Raw genomic sequence first — 22,206 nt, 5'->3', positions numbered from 1 at the left:
CTATAATTTATGATCAACTCAATCTTGTATACAAGACAGATGGAATATAATCAGGGAGGTATCGTTATGAATATGACCTGGAGATGGTATGGGGAAGGCAACGACAATATTACACTGGATCATATCCGGCAAATTCCGGGAGTTATGGGCATTGTCTGGTCTTTACATGATAAGGTAGCCGGTGAAGTATGGGAAATGGAGCGAATTCAGGAGGTAGCTGATCAGATTACGAGCAAGGGCTTTAGTACGGCGGTCGTAGAAAGTGTAAATGTCCACGATGATATCAAAATCGGCCTACCATCCCGCGATCAATATATTGACATTTATATCGACACCATTCGAAAATTAGCCAAAGTGGGAGTTAAGGTGATTTGCTATAACTTTATGCCTATCTTTGACTGGACCAGAACAGAGCTATACAAGGAACTGCCTGACGGGTCCAATGCCCTCTTTTATGAAAAGGCTGCCATTACCGATGATCCCCGCCAAATGGTGGATCGGATTCTCAAGGGAGCTGGGAAGTTCACCATGCCTGGCTGGGAACCGGAACGGTTGGCGAGACTGGATGAACTTTTTGCTGCTTATGCGGATGTCACAGAAGACAAGTTGTTTGACAACCTGAAGTATTTTCTTGAGCGCATCATCCCGGTCTGCGAGGAGGTTGACATCAAGATGGCCATTCATCCTGATGATCCGGCATGGCCCATCTTCGGATTGCCGAGAATTGTCCGTAGTCGTGAGACCATCCACCGCATCCTAGATGCAGTGAACAGCCCATATAATGGTCTGACCTTCTGCACAGGCTCACTGGGGAGCAATCCTGAGAATGATTTGCCAACCATGATTCGAGAGTTTCATGATCGTATTCATTTTGCGCATATTCGTAATGTCAAGGTGTTTGAGAATGGCGACTTTATTGAAGTGTCACACCGCGGGAAGGACGGAAGCGTCGATGTACCGGAAGTAGTTAGAGCTTATCACGAGAACGGCTATCAGGGATATGTACGCCCGGATCACGGCAGACATCTATGGGGGGAAGAAAAGAATTGTCGACCTGGCTACGGTTTGTATGACCGTGCACTGGGGGTTATGTACTTGCTTGGTGTCTGGGATAGTCTCTCTCAAGGCAAAGGAGTGAAATAAATGCTCCAACTTGACCGGAAAGGCCTTTCAGACAAAGCGGCCTGGCGAGCAGCAGGCATTGAACTGCCGAAATATGATCTGGAGCTTGTAGCCAATAACACCCGAGTTAGACCGCAATGGGTGCATTTCGGCGCAGGCAATATTTTTCGTGGGTTGATAGCCAATGCGCAGCAACAACTGCTGAATAACTTGAAAGCGGATACAGGTATTATTGCGGCCGAAGCCTTTGATTTTGAAATGATCGACAAAGCTTATAAGCCTTACGACAATCTAACCTTACTGGTGTTGATGAGTGCAGACGGAAGATTTCACAAGAGCGTGGTCGCAAGCATTGTTGAGGGACTCGCAGCAGAGCAAAATCGTCCAGACGACTACCTCCGTCTGATTGAAATATTTGAGAATCCGTCCCTGCAGATGGCCAGCTTTACTGTCACGGAAAAAGGATACGCCCTGACCGGGCCCGACAGCAAGTATCTGGCTGTTGTGCAGAGGGATTTGACGAATGGTCCTGAACAGCCGATGCATGTGATGAGCCTGGCTACTTCGCTTGCCTATCGGCGTTATCTGAGAGGGCGGCATCCAATGACCTTTGTGAGCATGGATAATTGCTCCCATAACGGTGATCTGTTAAAGGATAGTATGATTGCCATCGCCAAGGAGTGGGCTCGCAGAGGCCTGGTAAAGGAAGGATTTGCAGACTATCTGCAGAATGAGGAGAAAATAACCTTCCCCCTAACCATGATTGACAAAATCACCCCCCGCCCTTCCTTGCAAGTACAGTCTGCTCTTCGGAAGCTGGGGTTAGCTGACATGGAGATGATCGTTACCTCCAGGCATACGTATACGGCTCCCTTTGTCAATGCTGAGGTTAGCGAGTATTTGGTCATTGAAGACAAGTTTACGAACGGGAGACCTGCACTGGAGGAAGCTGGCATCATCTTCACGAATCGGGATACGGTGGACAAAGTGGAGAAGATGAAAGTCACTACCTGTCTCAATCCGCTGCATACAGCGCTGGCCCTCGCTGGGTGTCTGCTTGGGTACGAGCTCATCGCAGATGAAATGAAGGATCAGACATTACGTCGTCTGGTGGAAACCATCGGCTACAAGGAAGGCTTACCTGTTGTAATTGATCCCGGAATTATCCAACCGAAACCATTTATTGACGAGGTATTGCAGGAACGCTTCGCCAATCCCTATATTCCGGATACGCCACAGCGGATTGCAACAGATACGTCTCAAAAGATGAGCATCCGTTTTGGGGAAACCATAAAGTCTTATGCTAGCACAGCAGGGCTTGATCCTACGAACTTGACTGCTATCCCCTTGACCATTGCGATCTGGTGTCGCTATTTGCTGGGAGTGGATGATCAAGGAGAACCCTTCACACTCAGTCCGGACCCGTTACTGGATACGTTGCAGGGATATTTGCAGAATACGAAGCTGGGCGATCAGACCTCCGAGGTTCGCTGCCTCCTCGAGGATGACAAACTGTTCGGTGTCCGATTATATGAAATTGGCTTGGGTGACAAGATTGAAGCCATGTTTTATGAAATGCTGGCAGGTCCCGGAGCAGTCCGAAGCACGATAGAGAAGTATGTGAACTAGAACTTACATTAATGCAATCCCCCCTGCCAGAAACTTTAGTCAGGGGGATTGCATTAATGAGAACCAATTCTTTAAATAATCAAATTCAACATGACTAATCATCTGTTCTTCTCCCCTTTTTTGGGTTCGCAAAGTAATATCAAATCCCGGGTTGCTTCACCCGCGAATACCGTTTTTCAACTCGCTAGAATGCACGTTTTAGAAGCAAATAGTAGAATGAACATTCTAGTATCATAAAAAAATGTAATATTACTTAGAAGGTCACAATCACTTTGCCTTGGGAGTGGCCCGTTGACACTTTAATCAACGCTTTGTTAATGTCATCAAACGTATAAATTGAATCTATAGAGGGCTTGATATTTTCTTTTTCAACAAGTTTAGTGATTTCTTGTAATTGACTTCCATTGGCTTGCACAAATAAAAAGTGATATTCATTTTGATTCTTACGTGCTAAAGAATCTAAGCGAGCACCCACTAGACCAAACAATGCTTTTTTCCACATTGGAAAATGATTGTCAACCGCAAAGCGATAATTAGGTCCGGCTTTCAATGATACCAATTTCCCTTGTGGTTTTAAAATACCCAGTTCAGCTTTGATCTCTTTGGTACCCAAGGTGTCGATCACATAATCGATATCGGACAGTATGTTAGCATAATTCTCTGCCTTATAATTTATGAATTGATCAGCCCCGATCGACAGTATACGTGATCTGCCTCTTTCACTTCCACTTGTAATAACAAATAATCCCAGTGATTTGGCAATAGGGATTGCCATAGCGCCAAATCCTCCGGTTCCTCCAGGAATGAATAGCTTTTTATTCGGCTGGACATGGAGTACATCGTGCAATGCTTGATAAGCAGTCAAGGCAGTAAGGGGTACAGCAGCTGCTTCAATAAAAGATAGATTTTCAGGCATGATGGATAAAGCATCTTCATTTACGGCCGCATACTCAGCAAAAGCACCGATTTTATTAAGCGGCAACCTTGTATAAACAGGGTCACCAACCTTAAAATTCAAAACATCATCACCAACAGCTTCAATAACCCCAGATAGTTCATTCCCTAAAGTTAATGGCAACTTATAGTCGGCAATCATCCGAACACTGCCATTCAGATTAAGAATGTCCAGTGGATTTACACCTGCAGCTTTTACTTTGACAAGTACCTCATGGCTATTGATCTGTGGTATGTTTACATCATTTAATTCCACATGGATTATTTTTGAATATTTCTGTACTTGTGCTGCTCTCATATTCATCCTCTTCCTTTGCTAATTTGGAGATAGCATACCCATGAACGCAATCGAGTTTTTAGGTTGACCCGCTCGCTATACCATTATTTACTAAATATGTTTTTTTGAAAACATCGAACATCTTAGACTAAAAACGTGGCGTACAATTTTCAGTTGTACGCCATGTTTCGGCCTTTATGTTATTGTAGACCCTCTTGCGATTCTAATTCTTCCATCGTAGGATAATCCGTGTAACCTTTACTTCCCAAACCAAAGAATGTAGACGGATCTGCTTCATTTAGTTGCGCACCTTTTTGAAGTCGTTCCACTAAATCTGGATTGGCTAATGACCATACACCAACAGGCACCAAATCAGCAAGGCCACTTTCTATATCCAAGCTAAGATCTTCTAGAGCTCGTCCAGCACGATTGACTAACAATGGATTTGTCCAGATTGAGCGAATGTCTTGGAGCAGCTTTTCATTTCCAAGATGCATAACATGAAGGTAAGCTAAATCCAATTGAGCTAATTCCGTTACAAGGTAGCGATAAAGTTCAGGGTCTTGTTCACCATCCTGAATCCCACCAAGAGGTGTCCCTGGCGAAATACGGAAGCCTGTTCTATCAGCTCCAATTTCTTCGACGATGGCTTTCGTTACTTCAATCGCGAAGCGAGCACGATTTTCTATAGATCCCCCATATTCGTCTGTCCGTATATTCGAGTTTTCTCCGATAAATTGATTAATCAGATAACCATTGGCTCCATGAATTTCAACGCCATCCGCGCCTGCTTTGATAGCCGCTGCTGCTGCTTTGCGGAAATCCGCAATGGTAGTTTGTATGTCCTTTTTACTTAACTCACGAGGGACGGGGATGTCCTGCATACCTTTAGCAGTAAACATTTCTACACCGGGCGCGATTGCAGATGGCGCAACAGGTTGGCGATGATGTGGTGTATTATCAGGGTGCGACATGCGACCAGCATGCATTAACTGGATATACATATATCCACCTGCTTCGTGCACTGCATCGGTCACCTTTTTCCATCCTTCAATATGTTTATCCGTATAAATCCCAGGTGTCCATAAGTACCCTTGACCATCATCAGAAGGTTGTGTACCCTCCGTAATAATGAGTCCCATTGATGCACGCTGAGCATAATAAAGGGAAGTTAGCTCTCCCGGTGTACCATCTTCTTGCGATCTACTACGTGTCATTGGTGCCATGGCTAAACGATGAGGTAATTCCATTGTTCCAATGTTTGTTTTACTCCACAACTTTTTCACTCGGATACTCTCCTCTTTTAATGTATTCAAAGATATATGAATTGAATTTAAAATTCTGAAATGATTGGATAGATTTGGCCTCTCAGGTTGAAATCATAGTTCTGGTCTACAATACCTACCACTTCGTTGTTATCATAAAGATCCACCATGAAGCCCGCCATTTGTTTGGCAGTGTGGTACTTAGGCATGTTTGCTTTGTAATCAAATTCTTCAGTATCTAATGATTTCTTCACGAATTCCGTTTCCGTTATAGATGGTGCTAAAACCTTTGCTTTTAGTTTTGCACCTTTCATTTCTAGTTCTTTTGCAAGGCCTTCTGTGAAGGCACTAACGTAATATTTAGATGCAGAATAAGCAACACTCCCAACAGCAATGGCATATCCGAGTGCGGATGAGACGTTAATTAACTGAGTTCCTTCTACATCAGCATAATCTCGTACATATAGTGTAGAAAGGATCGTCAAGGTTTCAATGTTAACACGTAGCATAGTTTCAACTTTATCTAAATTCTGTTCTGCTACAAAAGAAGCTTCACCGAGCCCCGCATTGTTAATCCAGGTCTCAATTTGGTATTCCTTTAAATTGTTATATAGTGTGTAGGCCTGGTCTGTAACAGATAGGTCACTTGTACGAACAATAACATTTATAGTAGGATCCATATCCAGAATTGCTGATTTGAGTTCTTCTAATTTATCCAATCTTCTAGCTACCAAGATTAAGTTTTTGCCACGTGCAGCAAACGCCAATGCCGTTTCATATCCAATCCCTGAACTTGCTCCTGTAATAACTGTATACTTCATAATATTCTCTCCTTCATAACATGCAGATTAGTGTAAATGAGTTTTAAAGATGATTTTAGAACGATCATTCTTATTAGGGTAAAAAAAGTTAGATCTAACTTGCTATTAGCATATCAATTTTAGAACGAACAGTAAAGAATTTTTTTATGACTAAAATTTTAATTTTGGAGCGGTATTCCTTGACTTGTATGAGGCATAAGATACAAGTTCTTTCTTTCATTAGAGGGACAAGAAAAAACTTGTATCACGGAAACAAACAGTCCTCTATTTAGGTGACTCCTTTTGCCTGTCATGCTGTAATTCCACTTTTAATCTAAAGCGGTCAGTGTCATATCAATAATATTCTTTAATTTTTGCTGATCCGTTGTTGTCTTAACCAACGTACGTAGCCCTAACCACGCATTCATTAAATAATGAGAAATAACTACAGGATCCAAGTCAGCCTTGAACTCACCCGATTGTTGACCCTTCAGAACAAGGTTAGTCAAGAGTTCCTCAGTTCGCGAATAACTCTCATCAACTAAGGATGCAACTTCAGGATCCAACACGCCGAGTTCCACGCCTGAATTCACGAGAAAACACCCTAGAGGTTCTCCTTCATTTCTTACTGTCGCCTCAAACAACTCCCGAATTAATTCTTTGATCGGTTTTTGTTTTTCAATCAGAAACCTCATTTTGCTGGTCTGCTTCGTTTCATATCGTTCGAGAGCTTTCATAAATAAGGCATGCTTATCCCCAAAGGTATCATAGATACTTCTTCGGTGAATGCCCATAAACTCAACCAAATCTTGCATTGAAGTTTTCTCATATCCTTGTGCCCAAAACAGGTGTATCGCTTTATCTAATACTTCATTAACTTCAAATTCTTTTGATCTTGCCATCGTCATCACCTCGAATAATCATTATACAATGTAGTGAAGGATCGGCAAACTAGATTTAAAATATGTGAATACATTACAGCTATGAGGTCTGTCTTATATATTTAACCCAGAATTCTTCGTTTGTCTGCTTGTAACCAATCAGGCGTCCATCCTTTTTCCAGGGCATCCAGGGTTACTCCTGGCGGAACGATAGCATCTATCGCATCCAGGATATCAGTGCTTAATTGGATGTCGCTGCCTTTTAACGTTTCACGAAGTTGCTCAATTGTTCTTGCCCCCACTATAGCAGAAGTAACTGACGAATGAGCTTGTGTAAATGCCATGGCAAGATGTGGCAAAGTTAATCCTGCTTCATTTGCAAGGGTTTGGAGCTTAGCAACGGCTTCCAACTTGATGCGATTTTCTTCTCGATTCGGATCTACAACAGTTGAAAGTTTCCCTAGAGAACTTGCTGCTCTTGAATCTGGGGCAACAGCTTCTCCCGAGCGGTATTTTCCCGTTAGTAGACCACCCGAAAGTGGGCTCCAAACCATTACGCCCATTCCGTATTTAGCGGTTGCAGCAAGCAAATCGAATTCGATGCTTCGATTCAATATGGAATACGGGGCTTGCTCGGATACAAAGCGTGCGGTATTTTTGCGTTCGCTAGTCCATTGTGCTTCGGTCACTTGCCATGCCTGAAAATTGGATGTACCAATATAGCGAATCTTCCCTTCACGAACCAGGTCCGTAAGTGCGTCAAGACTCTCTTCAATGTCAGTATGGAGATCTGGCTGATGTAGTTGATACAAATCGATATAGTCCGTTTGCAACCTTCTCAAGCTTCCCTCTACTGCACGCTTAATCCAATATTTTGAGTTACCGGATTGATTAAGCCCACTGCCCATGGGCATTCCGCCTTTCGTGGCCAGAATAACATCCTGTCTGCGTCCTTTTAGGATGTGACCCAGAATTTCTTCGGATTGACCACTTGAATAGACATCCGCTGTATCGATCAGATTAATGCCTCCAGCCAAAGCCTCATCTAACATGACTGCAGCTTCTTTCTCCGTATTGTTGCCCCAAAAACCAAAAGTACCTGTACCTAATACAAATCTGCTTATTTTAAGGCCTGTATTTCCTAATACACGATATTCCATGTTCAATCCATCCCTTCTCCATCTGCTATAATTAGAATGATCGTTCTAATATTTGTAGAAGAGTCCACGGCAAGATCTCACACCACTCCTCATAACTCTTGGCTTCTTATCCGTGTATTCCTCCTACGCCAACAATATAACATATTTAGAATGATCGGTAAAGAATGATTTTATGCCCGAAATTAAGATCCTTCCTGAAAATGAACTAAGAAGACTCCAAAGCCGCGGTCAAAACGGAGCTGAAGTCTTCTTTTCAATAGAAATGAACATTCAAAGCGGGATGTAAAATTTACATTAGTTTACGCATCTAACGTATACAAGGGCAGGTTTTCCGGTAAAGCCGCCGGGCGCAGACATGTGCTCTGCATTGGATAGAAGGTTTGCTGATCGGAGGAATCGTGGAACGCCCACATCGCCTCCAGCACATGATAAGCCAATTCACCACTGGCGCGGTGAGGCCGTCCGCTGCGGATAGCGTAGGCCATATCGGCAACACCGATGCCCCGTGTGTTTTCCTGGTAGCCCGACAACAGCGGTACCTCTGTCCATTCTTGCTCGCCCAGCAGTCTGTAGCGAACTGGCCCTCCGAACGTGTTCGGGTCAGGCACTTGTAGCGTGCCCTGAGTGCCGTATACCTCGATCGGTGGCAGAGTGCTTCCACCAAAGATGTCAAAGCTGGTAATGAGCGTGCCGACAGCCCCCTGCTTGAAGCGCAGTAATCCGGCCACATGGGTCGGTATATCGACCGGGATGGTCTGACCTCTCTTTTTCTCGCTCGTAATCGTTCGCTGATCCAGCGCCTTGCCTGTCATGCCCGAAATGGCAGCAATCGGACCCAGCAATTGCACCAGAGCCGTCAAATAATAAGGGCCCATATCAAACATTGGACCGCCACCGACTGCATAATAAAATTCAGGATCAGGATGCCAATGTTCATGTCCACGGCTCATCATGAAAGCCGTAGCGGCTACCGGACTCCCAATGACTCCGTCTTCAATCAGCTTCAATGATGTCTGTATACCGGAACCGAAGAAGGTCTCTGGTGCGCAGCCGACAAGCAGTCCCTTTTGATGAGCAAGATCCAAGACAGCCTGCCCCTGCTCACGGGTGACGGCAAGTGGCTTCTCCACATAGACATGCTTGCCTGCCTCAAGAGCTCTGAGACATACGTCGGCGTGAACGCCCGGAATGGTCAAATTAATGATGAGTTCGATCTCCGGATCAGCCAAAATCTCATCTACCGAATATACATGCGGAACGTTGAACGCTACCGCCTGCTCCTCTGCCCGACCTTGGTCCAGATCCGCTACTGCGTACAGCTCCAGAATGTCGAAACGATGGCAATTTTCCATGTAAATTCCGCTAATTTTACCACATCCGATAATGCCTACTTTCATTTTGTTCATGCCTAGACTCCCTTCTTCTTCAGAAAAAATGGATAATGGCATTCTTTTATTACCGCTGTTGGTTGTCTGTCATGCCTGTATAAGCTTCTGCCAGAGAGTTGCCCCGGGTGGCCACCGCCTGTTTGCCTGCTGCTGCCCACAGAAACCCGCTGCGCATCATCTCGGTCACTTGAGGCATATCTATGATATCTGCGTGATGGCCCAGCGAATTGTAGAAGACGCGGCCGTTCCCCCAGCGCTTCGTCCATACAACGGGCATATCCACTGGCCCATTGGCTGAATGAGGGCCTGGTACGATCGGAAAGCGTGTGGTTGCCAGCACTTCAACTGCCGGGTCTACGTGGAGGTAATACTGCTCGCTTTTGACCTGAAAATCCTCAATATGGTCTAGAAGTGGGCTGGAGCCGCGCTTCATATTCACCATGTACTCTACGCCGTCATTGCCGGGATGCGCAACCCATTGCCCGCCTGTCATAAACTGCCAGTCCACGTTGTTCCGGAAGGCATCACACATGCCGCCATGGCAGCCTGTGAGACCTACGCCGCTTTGAACCGCAGCTGAGACATTATTGACCAGTTCCTGCTCAATCTGTCCCATGGTCCACATTGGAACGATCAGGTCCAAGTCAAGCAGTTTCTCAGCATCCTGGTAGGCTTCCAGGGTATTAGACACTTCCACCTCGAACTGCTCTTCCTTCAAAATGCGTTCAAAAATGGCCGCGACCTGCTCCGGCTCATGTCCGTTCCATCCACCCCATACAATCAGTGCCTTGCGCATCTGTAATCCACTCACCTTTCGGAATGTATTGTTATACTACATTTCTTCAATGGATACCCAGCGGCGTTCCTCTATGGATCGTTCTATCGCTTCAAGCACAGCCTGACAAGCAACACCGTCGTGGAAGTTCGGCGACGGTTGCCGTCCTTCAGAGATGGCACTCAACATCTCAAGCATCTCATGGGTGAAGGTATGTTCGAATCCAATCGTATGTCCTGGAGGCCACCAGGCTTCGGAGTACTTGTGTGCCGGATCGGTGGCGAGTACGCGGCGAAAGCCCTGAACGTCCTCCTCATCCTGTGTGAAATACACTTCCAGTTCGTTCATTCGTTCAAAGTCAAACCGCACACTGCCTAGGCTACCGTTGATCTCGAATGAATTTGTGCTCCGATGTCCGGCAGCAAAACGTGTGGCCTCGAAGCTGCCCAGCGCACCTCCGGCGAAGCGTGCCAGGAACAACGTGGCATCATCGACTGTCACTTCTCCCATCGGAGCATTTGCTTCAGTACTCCTTTTGGAGCTCAACCCGCTCATCTCCAAAGCCAACGGGCGCTGTTTGATGAATGTCTCGCTCATGCCGATCACTTCATGGAACTCGCCGACCAAGAAGCGAGCGAGATCAATCAGATGGGCGCTAAGATCACCATGAGAGCCAGAACCGGCCACTTCTTTTTGCAGCCGCCATACCAGGGGGAAGGACGGGTCCATGATCCAGTCTTGAAGGAAGAAGGCACGGAAATGATAAATTTTGCCTAGGCGTCCGCTCTCGACTAGCTGCTTAGCCAGCTGGACAGCCGGAGAAAAACGGTAGTTGAAGCCTACCATATGTCTGACCCCTGCTTCCTCTGCTACCTGCAGCATGTCACGTGAATCCGCCAGCGAGAGCGCAAGTGGCTTCTCACAGAATAGATGCTTGCCATGAAGAGCTGCCTCAACGACAATTTCCTTATGGGCATTACTCGGGGCGTTAATGTCAATGAGGTCAATATCGTTACGTTTCACTAGATCACGCCAATCCGTAACACTTTCGGTCCAGCCGTACTGGCGGGCAGCTGCCTGAACCCCCTGCTCGTTGCGTCCACAGATAACAGACATCTCTGGCTGCAGCGGGGCATCTGGGAAGAACATGGGTAGACTACGGTAAGCGTTGCTGTGAGCCTTGCCCATAAATTTGTAGCCAACCATTCCGATACGAAGACGATTAGACATGTCGTGATCCTCCTTATGGGTCTGAGTTTCAACGAATTTTTGACGAATGGTGTTATGGACGAATGGATGACGCCCTGATAATCAGCTCTGTGGACAGGAGTTCTCTTATCGAGTCGCGCCCGGTTAGTTCCAAGGCTGGAATAAGATTCAGAGAATCGGGTATAAGCTTCGAGGCTGCAAGCTCCCCCATCTCATAAAAAGGTACGCGGACACTGCTTAGCGGCGGAACAGCCATCTCAGCCGCATCCGAATCGTCATAGCCTACAAACGCCGGAAACCGGTCAGCTGCCAGTCCGCGCTCACGGAGACCCTGCATTACCCCGAGGGCCATCCGGTCGTTCGCCGCAAATACAGCATCAATATCATTCAATTTGTCTGCGATTATAGCTGAGGCTTCGAGCCCGCTTCGACGGCTGTAATTACCTTCCAGAAGCAGATCGTGGTCATATTCAATACCGGCCTCCTGAAGCGCGGTACGGTAACCCTTCAATCGCTCAGTACTGTTGGAATAGATGTCCGGGCCGTTGAGAAAGGCAATCCGCTTGTATCCCTGCTCGATGAGGTGACTTACAGCCGCCCGGCTGCCTTCTACATGGTCTGCATCCACTTCACAGAACGATTGCCCTTCAAAATGGTGATTCATGACGCAGAACGGACGTCCTTCTTCCTGAAGTCTCTTTAGAGCTTCCTCCTCATCGTGGTCATCCCTGGCTCCAAGGATGATACAGGTATCGATTCTTTGCTGGCGGAAAAGACTACTGTAATCAATACGTTCCCCCGGCTTTCGGAACAATAGAAGCAGATCGAGCCCGCTGTCTCTGGCCTTGTTTCCGATACCGCTCAGCATCTCAGAGAAAAAATAGGCTGAGAACAGGTGCGCCTTCGGGACATAAGGCATAACTACACCAAGATGGCCACTCTTACTTCGGGCAAAGTTACGAGCCAGCGCACTGGGTACATATCCAAGCTGATTAGCTGCGTCCAGAACCCTTCTCCGCGTATCCTCTTTGATAGGACCTACTGCATTCAAGACCCGAGATACCGTCGCTTCAGACACGCCGGAAAGTTCTGCTACTTCCTTGCGCGAAACGATATTACCCACCTCCAAATCATTTTATGTACGCGCGTACATTTTCTCATGCAGCCATACCTCTGTCAATCCCCAAAAAGCGTACCCCATAGATGGATAAGCTCTTTTCGTTACTCAAAGGACAGGGTCTCGATTCCTTAAGGCTTAAGCAAGCTAATCATTCCTACTCCAATCATAAGTACTGTAATTCCCGCAAGTATCCCTATCCATTGCTTTAAACTCTTCTTTTCCTTAAATATTAAAATGCTGCCAACACAAGCAATCGCAATGCTCGCTTGAGAGATCGGAAAACTAGCCGCCATGCCGATCAGCCCGTTGGAAATAAATAATGCTAGATTCGCGATGCTCCAAACCAATCCTGTAGGTAAATTGCGAACCACCAGAGAGAATCGTAGCCGCTTTTTGCCCTTCAGGTTCATGACCATGGCTGAGCATAGCATACCGAGCGATTGCGGCAGAATGACGGATAGTCCCGATATATGAAAGAACTGATTAATAACGACATAACTACTTAAAGCTAACCCCGAGCAAACCAACATTATGATAATGGGTACCGGCAAAGGCTTGGACAACCCAGCAGACTTGCCCTGATAGCTGGTTAACAGAACCCCTGCCAATATACACAGAAGAGAACCAACGCCTATCCCATATTGGTACCCTGTTATCCATTCACCCAAAATAAGTGCGGCAAATAGCGTCGTCCCTATCAACTGCAGACCACAAATCACAGGAATGGCGATCGATACGCTTACTTTTTGAAAAGCTTGAAACTGAAGCAATTGTCCAGCAGCCCAGAAAATACCAGATATAAAACTTACCACAAAATGAATCGGTGCTAATGAGGTAGGGTGAATGATATACAAGCACAGGGCAAACAGCACAGCACCAATCACGGTACCTGTCAGCTGTTCTCGGGGACTGGCTTTTGTTATATGTGCCAATATCGGCATAACTCCCCAGCCAACGGCTGGAATAAAAGCAATAATGAAATCCACGTGCGGAATTCTCCTCCCGTAAAAAGTACTCTTCCTACAATTGTTAAATATGCCATGCAGGAAAAAATCTACAGTTTTACGATAGCAAAAAAAACCGCTTCTAAATACAAATATTTTTATAGATTAATATAGCAAAATCAAAGAAATTGTTTTCTATACGCACTGGGAGATATACTCATTACATTTCTAAAAGCCCGTGAAAAGGTCAATTGATCGGTATAGCCGACCGAATTTGATATGACCTGAATCGAATAGTCTGTATGTTGCAGCAGTTCGCACGCTTTTTTAATCCTGAGGTCTATCAGATATTGTTTAGGCGTTTCACCAGTCTCAAGTTTGAAAACGGAGGTCAGATAATTCTGATGTAAACCGAGGTACTCCGCTACTTCACTAATCTGGATGCCGCTGATGTAGTTTTTCTCAATAAAGTTTATCGCTTGAACCGAATAAGGAAGCTGATCCTTTACCGACATCGTTTCTCCCAAGTCGTGCACAAGTTTGGCGAGAATATGGAATAAATACCCCTGTATAGCCAACGATGAAGAAAGTGTGTTATCTCCGATTCGCAACATCTCAAGAATCGTGGAATGAAAGAACGTAATATCTTCAATATCGATTACATAAGGGTTCTGGCTTGGAAGTGATATGTTCTGCAGGTAGATGTCAGATTTAATGCCCATAAAGCCGACCCAACAGTACTCCCAAGGCTCGGCTTCATCCGCCTGGTAATAAGCTACCCTATTGGCTGGAATTAAAAAAGCCTGTCCTTCTCCTATATCGTAATTTTTGTTGTCAATCACCAACCTACCTCGTCCTTTTAGCACAAAATGAACCAGATTAAAATCGCGGGCGATGGGTCCAAAATCCTGATTGGATAAGCAGAGCTCTGTGCCACAGTTATATAAAATCAAATCTGATATATTTTTATGCTCTGAACTGGTATACGTATCAACATATTGAATCATATTCTCGCCCATTGCTAACCTCCCCACTTTCCCAAATAAAGAACCTATGCTTGTTAATTTATCAGTATAGCATAAGTTAAGGATGACAAATATCCAGAAAAGGTTTAGCTCTAAACTATAGTTTTTTGTAAGGTTCTTTGTTTTTCCTATATTCGACTTAAAAAAAGTCATGTATTTTCTATCACTACCTTTGTTATGCTGATTCAATAATAACGCTTTCAAGTGGTTCGACATATTTTGAAAGGGGCTATGTACATGGCTAGTCTACAAGTTAACCAAAAGGAACGGACATTTCACTTAACGAACAAATACTGCAGTTATCTTTTCCGTGTCATGGAGAACGGGCAATTGGAGCATGTATATTACGGCAAAAAAGTAGAGTACCTGGGTCAATATGACCGTTTTATCGAGCGAAGCTACCGTCCCGTGTCTGTCGGTGAGTTTGATAGTGACTTGGTGACATCGTTGGAAAGTATTAAGCAGGAATTTCCTTCTGCGGGAAGTGGAGACTTTCGAGAGCCAGCAATTGAGATCATACAGGAGGACGGATCTCATATAATGGAGTTCACTTATGACCGTTACGAGGTAATCACTGAGAAGCCTAAAATCCCCCATCTTCCAGCTACGTTTTGTAAGGAAGCACATGAAGCAGAGACACTCCTCATAACGCTGACCGATTCTCTTACAGGAGCGGTGGCCGTGCTTGCTTACACCATCTTCAGCGAACTGCCCGTGATCACGAGATCCGTATCCATAACAAATTCCGGGAATAATCCCCTGAGAGTCAACCGTCTAATGAGCCTGAGTCTTGATCTCCCTGACTCCGAATATGAAATTATTCATTTATCAGGGGCTTGGGGTAGGGAACGTCATGTGGAGCGTACACCATTGAGACCTGGGCTACAGTCGATTGGGAGCACACGAGGAATTAGTAGTCATGTTCACAACCCATTTCTGGCGCTTGCCAAACCTGGATCACAGGAACACCAAGGAGAAGTGTATGCGGTTAATCTCGTTTACAGCGGGAACTTTCTTGCTCAGGCGGAAGTGGACAGCTATTCAACTACCCGATTGATGATCGGCATTCATCCTGACAAATTCTGCTGGACCCTGAAGCCAGGAGAATGTTTTTATTCGCCTGAAGCAGTTCTGGTCTATTCTGAGAGCGGTTTAAATGGCATGAGCCAAGCATACCATAGCCTGTACAATAAACACTTAATTCGCAGCAGTTGGACCGAGCGGGAACGACCTGTATTGATCAATAACTGGGAGGGGACCTATTTTGATTTTACTGAGCAGAAAATAGTTGATATGGCAAAAAAAGCAGGTGAACTGGGGATTGAACTCTTTGTCTTGGATGACGGATGGTTCGGTCGAAGAAACAATGATACCTCTTCCCTCGGTGACTGGTTTGAAAATCCTGAAAAGCTACCGGACGGGATCTCGAATTTGGCAAAGAAGATCAATGCGCTCGGGATGAAATTCGGTCTTTGGTTCGAGCCGGAAATGGTTAACTCCGACTCTCATATTATGAGGGAGCATCCAGACTGGGTTGTGGGAACACCCGGCCGTCAACGCAAGCATGGACGCCATCAATATGTTCTTGATTATTCCCAACCACCTGTTGTGGATTACCTGTTTAAGTTAATGGATGACGTTCTCTCTTCTGCTCGGATCGAATACGTAAAATGGGATATGAATCGCTGTATTTCAGAAGCCTATTCGTTATCTCTGGGCAAGGAAAGACAGGGCGAATTTTTTCACCGCTATGTCTTGGGTGTATATGCTTTATATGAGAAGCTGATTACCGAACATCCTGAGATTTTGTTTGAGTCCTGTGCTTCCGGTGGAGGACGGTTTGATCCTGGGATGCTTTATTATGCTCCGCAAACATGGACAAGCGACGATAGTGAGGCTATAGAACGTCTGAAGATTCAGTATGGTACATCCATGGCCTATCCGCTTAGCAGCATGGGAGCTCATGTGTCAACCATCCCGAACCACCAGGTAGGCAGAACCGCACCGCTGCAAACCAGATCCAATGTCGCCTACTTTGGTATATTCGGTTATGAACTTGACCCATTGGCTTTGTCCGAAGAAGAGTGCAATGTAATTAAAAAACAAATACAAGTGTATAAACGTCACCGACAATTAATTACACAGGGAACCTTTTACCGTCTGCTAAGTCCCTTTGAAAAAAATGAGACTGCCTGGATGGTCATTGATGCAGAATGTGAGCATGCTCTCGTTGGTTGGTACCAGGTGCTCTCGCGTCCGAATCAAGCTTATTTACGACTAAAGCTAGTCGGGCTGGACGAAATGGCAGTATATTTTGTGGAAGAGCTGGGCCAACGTTTTACCGGCAGCGAGTTAATGAACATTGGACTTATACTCACCCCGCCTCATAAGGCGGGACAGGATTTTAATATTGCGGAGAAATACGATTTCTCATCTCAATTATTTACTTTAACAAAAGAGATTTCCTCATGATTGGATTATGACTTGAAGAATTAGATCAAAGACCCGTTCTTTTCTCCAGTGCAGGGACCTTATGGCGTCGAATTGGCTCAGATTGCAGTCGAAGGAAGCAGCACCTATCGAATCCGAGATGCTATTGACTATATCGTCCGGAATTGGGACCAGTCTTTTCGGATCGAAGATCTTGCAGACACCGCCAGCATGAGTGTTTCTTCGTTCCATCGGCATTTTAAAGAGGTAACCGCCATGAGCCCAATTCAGTTTCTTCATCAATAGACATATTAGTTAAAACATTCAATTATCATTTAGAAATTTAGGGGTTGAACACAGTGAAAGTGGATCAGGGCCAAATACAAGATTGGCGGACTGCTTGGCCTCCTCGATGACCTTCATGACCTTTTCACTATGTGAAAGCATATCCGAAACTTTTTCCAAATCGTTTTCTCGGATGATACGGTCAAATTCAACGAATTCGTCATACATTCGATGCGAATGATCTTTTAGATCCACCCGAATTGGCGTTTCCTTATTCGCAGTGTAATCAAAACAGTCACATATATTAGCTGAACTTGCCATGTGTATATAGCCCTTATTGCCTTGAATGTTCACGGCATTGGGGGCCGTACTATCTTTTGAACCGATGCAGACACACTTGAAATCACCGTAATCAAGTAGCAGCATACCTGAAGTATCAATTCCACGCTCCATGTTCGCCCAATACTCCACTTTCTTAGGGCTCCCGAAGAATCCAACAACAAAATGAATATTATATAAATTAATATCCATCAAGGCTCCCCCAGACATTTCTGGATTAAACGCAGGCTGGATTATTCCCGCTTTGAAAGCTTCATACCGAGATGAGTATTGAGAATAGTTGCATTCAACGATTTTGATCTCACCCAGTTTAGGTAGATACTCCTTCATGGACAAATAATTTTTCAAATATTGATTTGTTATGGCTTCCACCAATACCAGTTTTCTTTGCTGAGCAATTTCTTTTAGCTCTAGGAATTCTTGCAAATTGGAAGTAAACGGCTTCTCACAAATGACATGTTTGCCACTCAATAATGCTTCTTTGGCATATGAATAATGAAGATGATTAGGCAGCCCGATATAAACTGTATCCACTTCACGATTCATCAGCATCTCGCTGTAATCCGAATAAATCTGAGAGATTCCATATCTATGTTGCCAATCCAGTAATTTTTCCTCATGACTAGGTCTAGAACAAATTGCCTTTAATAAAATAGTCGGGATATCCTGAATAAAGCTCAATAGATCCCCTACGATCATCCCTGCTCCGACAATTCCCAACTTCATTTTAGTTGCACTCCTCTATACCTTTTTCGAGTATTTCCATACAAATTATCGTCTCTTCGTCTTTAATCACTTTTTCTTTACCAAGTACGATCGACTGATAGATATCGTCATATATTCGAGCATAGTCTCCCTTTTCAGAAACGACTTTTTCTTCATGATACTCGCCTTTATCATCCAGATATGTTAAGATGCCGTAATGCTCGGGCTGGTCGATGCCGAAATCGGAGTGTCCCTTAGGCAGATAGTATAATTTCAGATGCTCCTCCTGACGATCCTTCGTTTGCTTTATAAAAACGCCTTTTTTGCCGTATACAACAAAACCCGGCCGCTCTTTTAAGCGAAAAAAGCTGGATTTGATGGATACCTTGAGCGATGGATAATAAAAATCCAGATCAAAGTAATCATTCATTCTCCCAGTACCCAGCAATTGACGAACATCATAATGGATTGTGTCCGGCTTCCCAAAATAGGAAAGAACCTGGTCAATGGTATGAACGCCATGTCCATATAGGTAACTGTTATATCTGGAAAAATGAGAAGTGGAGTTTGGGATCTCAGGGCGATAATAATCGTAATGCATCTCCACCTCCAGTAAATCTCCAAGCTTTCCTGATTCAATAACCTTCTGGGTAGTGAGGAAATCCGAATCGTAACGTCTATTCTGATAGCATTGTATAACCAGATTTTTCTCTTTAGCATATTGGAAGATCGACACGGCTTCTTCTTTGGTTAACATAAAAGGTTTCTCAACAAGTACATTTTTCCCGTGGTCTAGCGCCATTTTCGCATAAGAGTAGTGGGATTCTACAGGTGTACAGATAACAATCAACTGAATCTCCTTATCGTTCATTAAAGATTCTATATTATCTGTATACAGCACTTCAGGGATTTTTTTCCACTCCCTTTTATCTAGATTACGGGCATATATCGTCTTCACTTTCAATTCAGCTCTGTTCAATGAAAAAGGAAGATGATAACGGTTCGTGCTTTTCCCATTTCCAATATAACCGATGGTAAGCATATTATTTCCCCCTTAGGCTCTTTTTCATTTATTATAAAAGAAGAACGTTGATCGTAAAGGATTTGCCACCAAAATGGTACATTCAACCGATTATTTTTAAAAATGGTTGTTTATTTTTAAACAAAATGTTTATTTCATATTATTTTTCGAACGTTTTATTCAATTGAGCCGGGGTGAACTTGTTGAAAATACTGATACAATTATCAGAAATGCAAAACTTTACACCAAACGAAAAAAGCATAGCATCCTATATTTTGCTTCATAAGGAAAGTATCCTGCACTTAAATATTCAGGAGCTTGCAAAGGCAACGTATACTTCGCATTCCGCAATTAATCGATTAACACATAAACTTGGGCTATCGGGCTTCAAGGAGTTTATAATCAAACTTGCTCGGGAGTTTCAGCAGAACACCCAGAACATTTCCAATGTAGACCCCAACTATCCCTTCGGTTATGATGAATCCCCACTTCAAGTGGCGAAAGAAATTGCAGAATTAATGAAAGAAACGATTGAAAAAAACTTTACATTCATGGATGATGATTCATTGTCGCAAACAGCCCTATTGCTGGATCAAGCGAAAAGGATCTTTATATATGCGTTGGGCGATTCACAAATCCGTGCGAAAAGTTTCCAAAATAAATTGGTGAAAATAAACAAGTATGTGGTTATAGCTACGGAGCTGTCTGAATGGGCTTACCATACGGCTAATCTTACGACACAGGACTGCGCTGTGTTTTTAACTTACCACGGAAAGTCGCCGATTTTTTTAAAAGCAGCACGGCATTTCGCACATGAAAATATCCCTTTTATCACAATTACAGCAACCAATCAAAGTGAATTGGCCAAACTCAGTAATATCTGTATCCGGGTGCCTAATGATGAAGTAAAACATGCCAAGATTGGTACATTTTCGTCGCAAATTGCTTTTGACTATGTATTAAATGTGATCTATTCCTGTATCTATAAGATCGACTACTTGAAAAACATGCAAACCCTAACACAATCGTTGGAGAATTCGCATCTCAATGACATGATGAATGACGTATAGAGTAATTGTTCTTCCTCTAACTACAAAATAAGCGGAAACTTATGATTTTCTATCGTTACCTCCGTCTATAAAGGTCTAGTCAGCATCATGCTAACTAGACCTTTATTTTATTGCTTCAAGCCCATCAGTACAGCCGATAGCAATCCCGGAAATCGTAAATTCACATCGTCGTACCGGATTGAAATAAAGCGTTGGGTACCCTCTATTCTTGTATGGACGACTCCTGATTCCCGAAGAGCCTTAAAGTGATGGGACAAGGTTGACTTTGGGGCCGAAATATCTATCGAGCTACAGGATTGCTCCCCCTTTTCGTCCAAAATCTTGATGATATTAAGCCGAATCGGGTCACTTAGGGCATATAAAACTGTAGATAGAGTAATTTCATTAACGCTAGGATGATACAGTGTTCTCAAGATCCGTTCACCTTCCTGAATAAAAGAATTATATATAGTTGCATTATAACATATTGCAATGTTATATTTCTAATGTTCGAAAATTATCGAACAATAGAACAAATGGAGGAATTAGTTTTGAATAAAATTATCACCTTGTTTTTCTTTATCATGTTTTTCATCGGCACAGATACGTTCATTGTATCGCCTCTTTTACCTATTCTTCGTGAAAGTTTCGGCATTTCTATCGAGCAATCAGGCTGGATCGTTTCGGCCTATGCTTTAGGTTATGCTGTGTTTGCCTTAATTGCAGGACCTTTGTCAGATGAATGGAATCGAAAAAAAGTACTACTGTTCGGCTTGCTTGGTTTTGGTATCTTTACTTTACTTTGCGGCTTTGCCACGGATTTTTGGACCATGTTTGCTTTTCGCTTTTTGGCTGGGATTAGCGCCGCTTTCGCGTCGCCTCAAGTTTGGGCTGCCATTCCTCAGCTGGTTCAACCACATAAAGTATTAAAAGCCATGGGGGTTGCTACTGCAGGATTGGCCGTTTCCCAAATGCTGGGTGTGCCCATCGGCAGCTATCTCGCTACCACAGGGTGGCAAACACCTTTTATTATGATTGGTTGCTGCACCTTCTTGATCGTTATTTTGACTGCAGTTCTCTTGCCCTCCTTACCTGCTTCTGTACAGAAGCATAAGGCTCCCTCTATTGGGAGTAGATATCGTTCATTACTACGCGGATCAACACCTAAGGTCGCTTTTCTTGCCTACCTCCTGTTCCAACTCGGAAATTTTGCTGCTTTCTCTTTTATTGGCACATGGCTTTCCGATAAATTCAGTCTCAATGTTGCAAGTATTGGTACGGTAATTCTGTTCCTTGGTTTAGGAAATACGATCAGCAGCTTATTTGGTAGTAGCCTAGTTAATAAAGTAGGTGCTAGACACTCTTTGAAATATGGCATAATCTTCATCGGCCTGCTTTATTTACTTCTTCCATATTTACCTAGCGTAACTTATGTCGAAATTACATATTTCCTGATCTTCCTTATCCTTGGAATGATTTTTCCACTTATGATGAGTTTGCTTCAAAGCCTGTCTGCTACAGCACGAGGAACAATTTCATCACTTGCCAATTCTTCTATGTATTGTGGTACGGCGGTTGGCTCTTTCACAGCGGGAATGCTATATGCACACTCTGGTGGTTTTATTTCCGTTAGCCTGTTTACTGTGATTTGTTTTAGTATGTCACTTATCTTGTTCTTACGTAGCGGAGTTTTGAACATTAATATGAGTCAATCTCTATAAACTACTCAACGGTTAGATGGTTATCTAATCTTTAAAATGGAAACCTGTAATTGCCCTTTTCGGCTAGCGATATAAGTTCACTTAAAGTTGAGAAAAAAATCTTATAT

19 protein-coding genes and 1 pseudogene are annotated in these 22,206 nt (G+C 44.0%); 6 read left to right on the top strand and 14 right to left on the bottom strand.

Annotated features, from left to right (window positions below; all coding sequences use genetic code 11):
• The first annotated feature begins 66 nt into the window (after positions 1-66).
• Together uxuA and NLX73_RS05790 are read left to right on the top strand one after the other, a co-directional pair.
• Positions 67-1,143, top strand: a complete 1,077-nt coding sequence (gene uxuA / locus NLX73_RS05795) for a mannonate dehydratase (protein ID WP_254325587.1) — start codon at positions 67-69, stop codon at positions 1,141-1,143.
• The gene (locus NLX73_RS05790; RefSeq protein WP_254325586.1) at positions 1,144-2,751 is read left to right on the top strand and encodes a mannitol dehydrogenase family protein; all 1,608 of its coding nucleotides are present in this window, start codon (positions 1,144-1,146) and stop codon (positions 2,749-2,751) included.
• A 253-nt stretch (positions 2,752-3,004) separates the two neighbouring features.
• Here NLX73_RS05790 and NLX73_RS05785 read toward each other — a convergent pair whose 3' ends face one another.
• From NLX73_RS05785 to NLX73_RS05735, 11 genes are all read right to left on the bottom strand, one after another.
• Complete coding sequence (locus NLX73_RS05785; RefSeq protein WP_165176832.1) at positions 3,005-4,003, bottom strand: NADP-dependent oxidoreductase; 999 nt, start codon at positions 4,001-4,003, stop codon at positions 3,005-3,007.
• A 179-nt stretch (positions 4,004-4,182) separates the two neighbouring features.
• Positions 4,183-5,268, bottom strand: coding sequence for an alkene reductase (locus NLX73_RS05780; RefSeq protein WP_254325585.1), 1,086 nt, complete (start codon positions 5,266-5,268; stop codon positions 4,183-4,185).
• Positions 5,269-5,315: 47 nt separating this feature from the next.
• Positions 5,316-6,068, bottom strand: coding sequence for an SDR family NAD(P)-dependent oxidoreductase (locus tag NLX73_RS05775; protein WP_250261280.1), 753 nt, complete (start codon positions 6,066-6,068; stop codon positions 5,316-5,318).
• Between the two features lie 308 nt (positions 6,069-6,376).
• Positions 6,377-6,949, bottom strand: a complete 573-nt coding sequence (locus tag NLX73_RS05770) for a TetR/AcrR family transcriptional regulator (RefSeq protein ID WP_165176836.1) — start codon at positions 6,947-6,949, stop codon at positions 6,377-6,379.
• A gap of 101 nt (positions 6,950-7,050) precedes the next feature.
• On the bottom strand, positions 7,051-8,088 hold the full coding sequence (locus NLX73_RS05765) for an aldo/keto reductase (protein ID WP_254325584.1): 1,038 nt from the start codon (positions 8,086-8,088) through the stop codon (positions 7,051-7,053).
• Between the two features lie 299 nt (positions 8,089-8,387).
• Positions 8,388-9,494 carry a Gfo/Idh/MocA family protein gene (locus NLX73_RS05760; RefSeq protein WP_254325583.1) on the bottom strand — a complete coding sequence of 369 codons (1,107 nt, stop codon included), beginning with the start codon at positions 9,492-9,494 and terminating at the stop codon, positions 8,388-8,390.
• 49 nt (positions 9,495-9,543) lie between these two features.
• Positions 9,544-10,272, bottom strand: coding sequence for a ThuA domain-containing protein (locus NLX73_RS05755; RefSeq protein ID WP_254325582.1), 729 nt, complete (start codon positions 10,270-10,272; stop codon positions 9,544-9,546).
• 36 nt (positions 10,273-10,308) lie between these two features.
• The gene (locus tag NLX73_RS05750; RefSeq protein WP_254325581.1) at positions 10,309-11,481 is read right to left on the bottom strand and encodes a Gfo/Idh/MocA family protein; all 1,173 of its coding nucleotides are present in this window, start codon (positions 11,479-11,481) and stop codon (positions 10,309-10,311) included.
• A 52-nt stretch (positions 11,482-11,533) separates the two neighbouring features.
• A complete protein-coding gene (locus NLX73_RS05745; protein ID WP_185156279.1) occupies positions 11,534-12,589 on the bottom strand; it encodes a LacI family DNA-binding transcriptional regulator in 1,056 nt (351 codons plus the stop codon).
• Positions 12,590-12,708: 119 nt separating this feature from the next.
• A complete protein-coding gene (locus NLX73_RS05740) occupies positions 12,709-13,566 on the bottom strand; it encodes a GRP family sugar transporter (protein ID WP_165176847.1) in 858 nt (285 codons plus the stop codon).
• Positions 13,567-13,703: 137 nt separating this feature from the next.
• A complete protein-coding gene (locus NLX73_RS05735) occupies positions 13,704-14,543 on the bottom strand; it encodes an AraC family transcriptional regulator (protein ID WP_254325580.1) in 840 nt (279 codons plus the stop codon).
• 243 nt (positions 14,544-14,786) lie between these two features.
• Here NLX73_RS05735 and NLX73_RS05730 point away from each other — a divergent pair, with 243 nt between their 5' ends.
• A complete protein-coding gene (locus NLX73_RS05730) occupies positions 14,787-17,021 on the top strand; it encodes an alpha-galactosidase (protein WP_254325579.1) in 2,235 nt (744 codons plus the stop codon).
• Between the two features lie 48 nt (positions 17,022-17,069).
• Positions 17,070-17,282: pseudogene (locus NLX73_RS05725) on the top strand (AraC family transcriptional regulator); the annotation flags it as partial.
• Between the two features lie 21 nt (positions 17,283-17,303).
• Here NLX73_RS05725 and NLX73_RS05720 read toward each other — a convergent pair.
• Together NLX73_RS05720 and NLX73_RS05715 are read right to left on the bottom strand one after the other, a co-directional pair.
• Positions 17,304-18,329 (bottom strand): Gfo/Idh/MocA family protein, encoded by a 1,026-nt coding sequence (locus NLX73_RS05720; RefSeq protein ID WP_254325578.1) that lies wholly within the window; start codon positions 18,327-18,329, stop codon positions 17,304-17,306.
• Position 18,330: 1 nt separating this feature from the next.
• Positions 18,331-19,350: a Gfo/Idh/MocA family oxidoreductase gene (locus tag NLX73_RS05715; protein ID WP_254325577.1), complete on the bottom strand. Its 1,020-nt coding sequence runs from the start codon at positions 19,348-19,350 to the stop codon at positions 18,331-18,333.
• A gap of 182 nt (positions 19,351-19,532) precedes the next feature.
• Here NLX73_RS05715 and NLX73_RS05710 point away from each other — a divergent pair, with 182 nt between their 5' ends.
• Entirely contained in the window at positions 19,533-20,399 is an 867-nt protein-coding gene (locus NLX73_RS05710; protein WP_165176857.1) for a MurR/RpiR family transcriptional regulator, read from the top strand.
• A gap of 107 nt (positions 20,400-20,506) precedes the next feature.
• Here NLX73_RS05710 and NLX73_RS05705 read toward each other — a convergent pair whose 3' ends face one another.
• On the bottom strand, positions 20,507-20,812 hold the full coding sequence (locus NLX73_RS05705; protein ID WP_103049233.1) for an ArsR/SmtB family transcription factor: 306 nt from the start codon (positions 20,810-20,812) through the stop codon (positions 20,507-20,509).
• Between the two features lie 117 nt (positions 20,813-20,929).
• Here NLX73_RS05705 and NLX73_RS05700 point away from each other — a divergent pair, with 117 nt between their 5' ends.
• A complete protein-coding gene (locus NLX73_RS05700; protein WP_254325576.1) occupies positions 20,930-22,099 on the top strand; it encodes an MFS transporter in 1,170 nt (389 codons plus the stop codon).
• Positions 22,100-22,206: the final 107 nt, after the last annotated feature.

The organism is Paenibacillus sp. CH40, assembly GCF_024213605.1.
Classification (GTDB): Bacteria; Bacillota; Bacilli; order Paenibacillales; family Paenibacillaceae; genus Paenibacillus; species Paenibacillus polymyxa_B.
The sequence above is the reverse complement of the archived record's forward strand: the minus strand, read 5'-3'. Positions and strand labels throughout refer to the sequence as shown.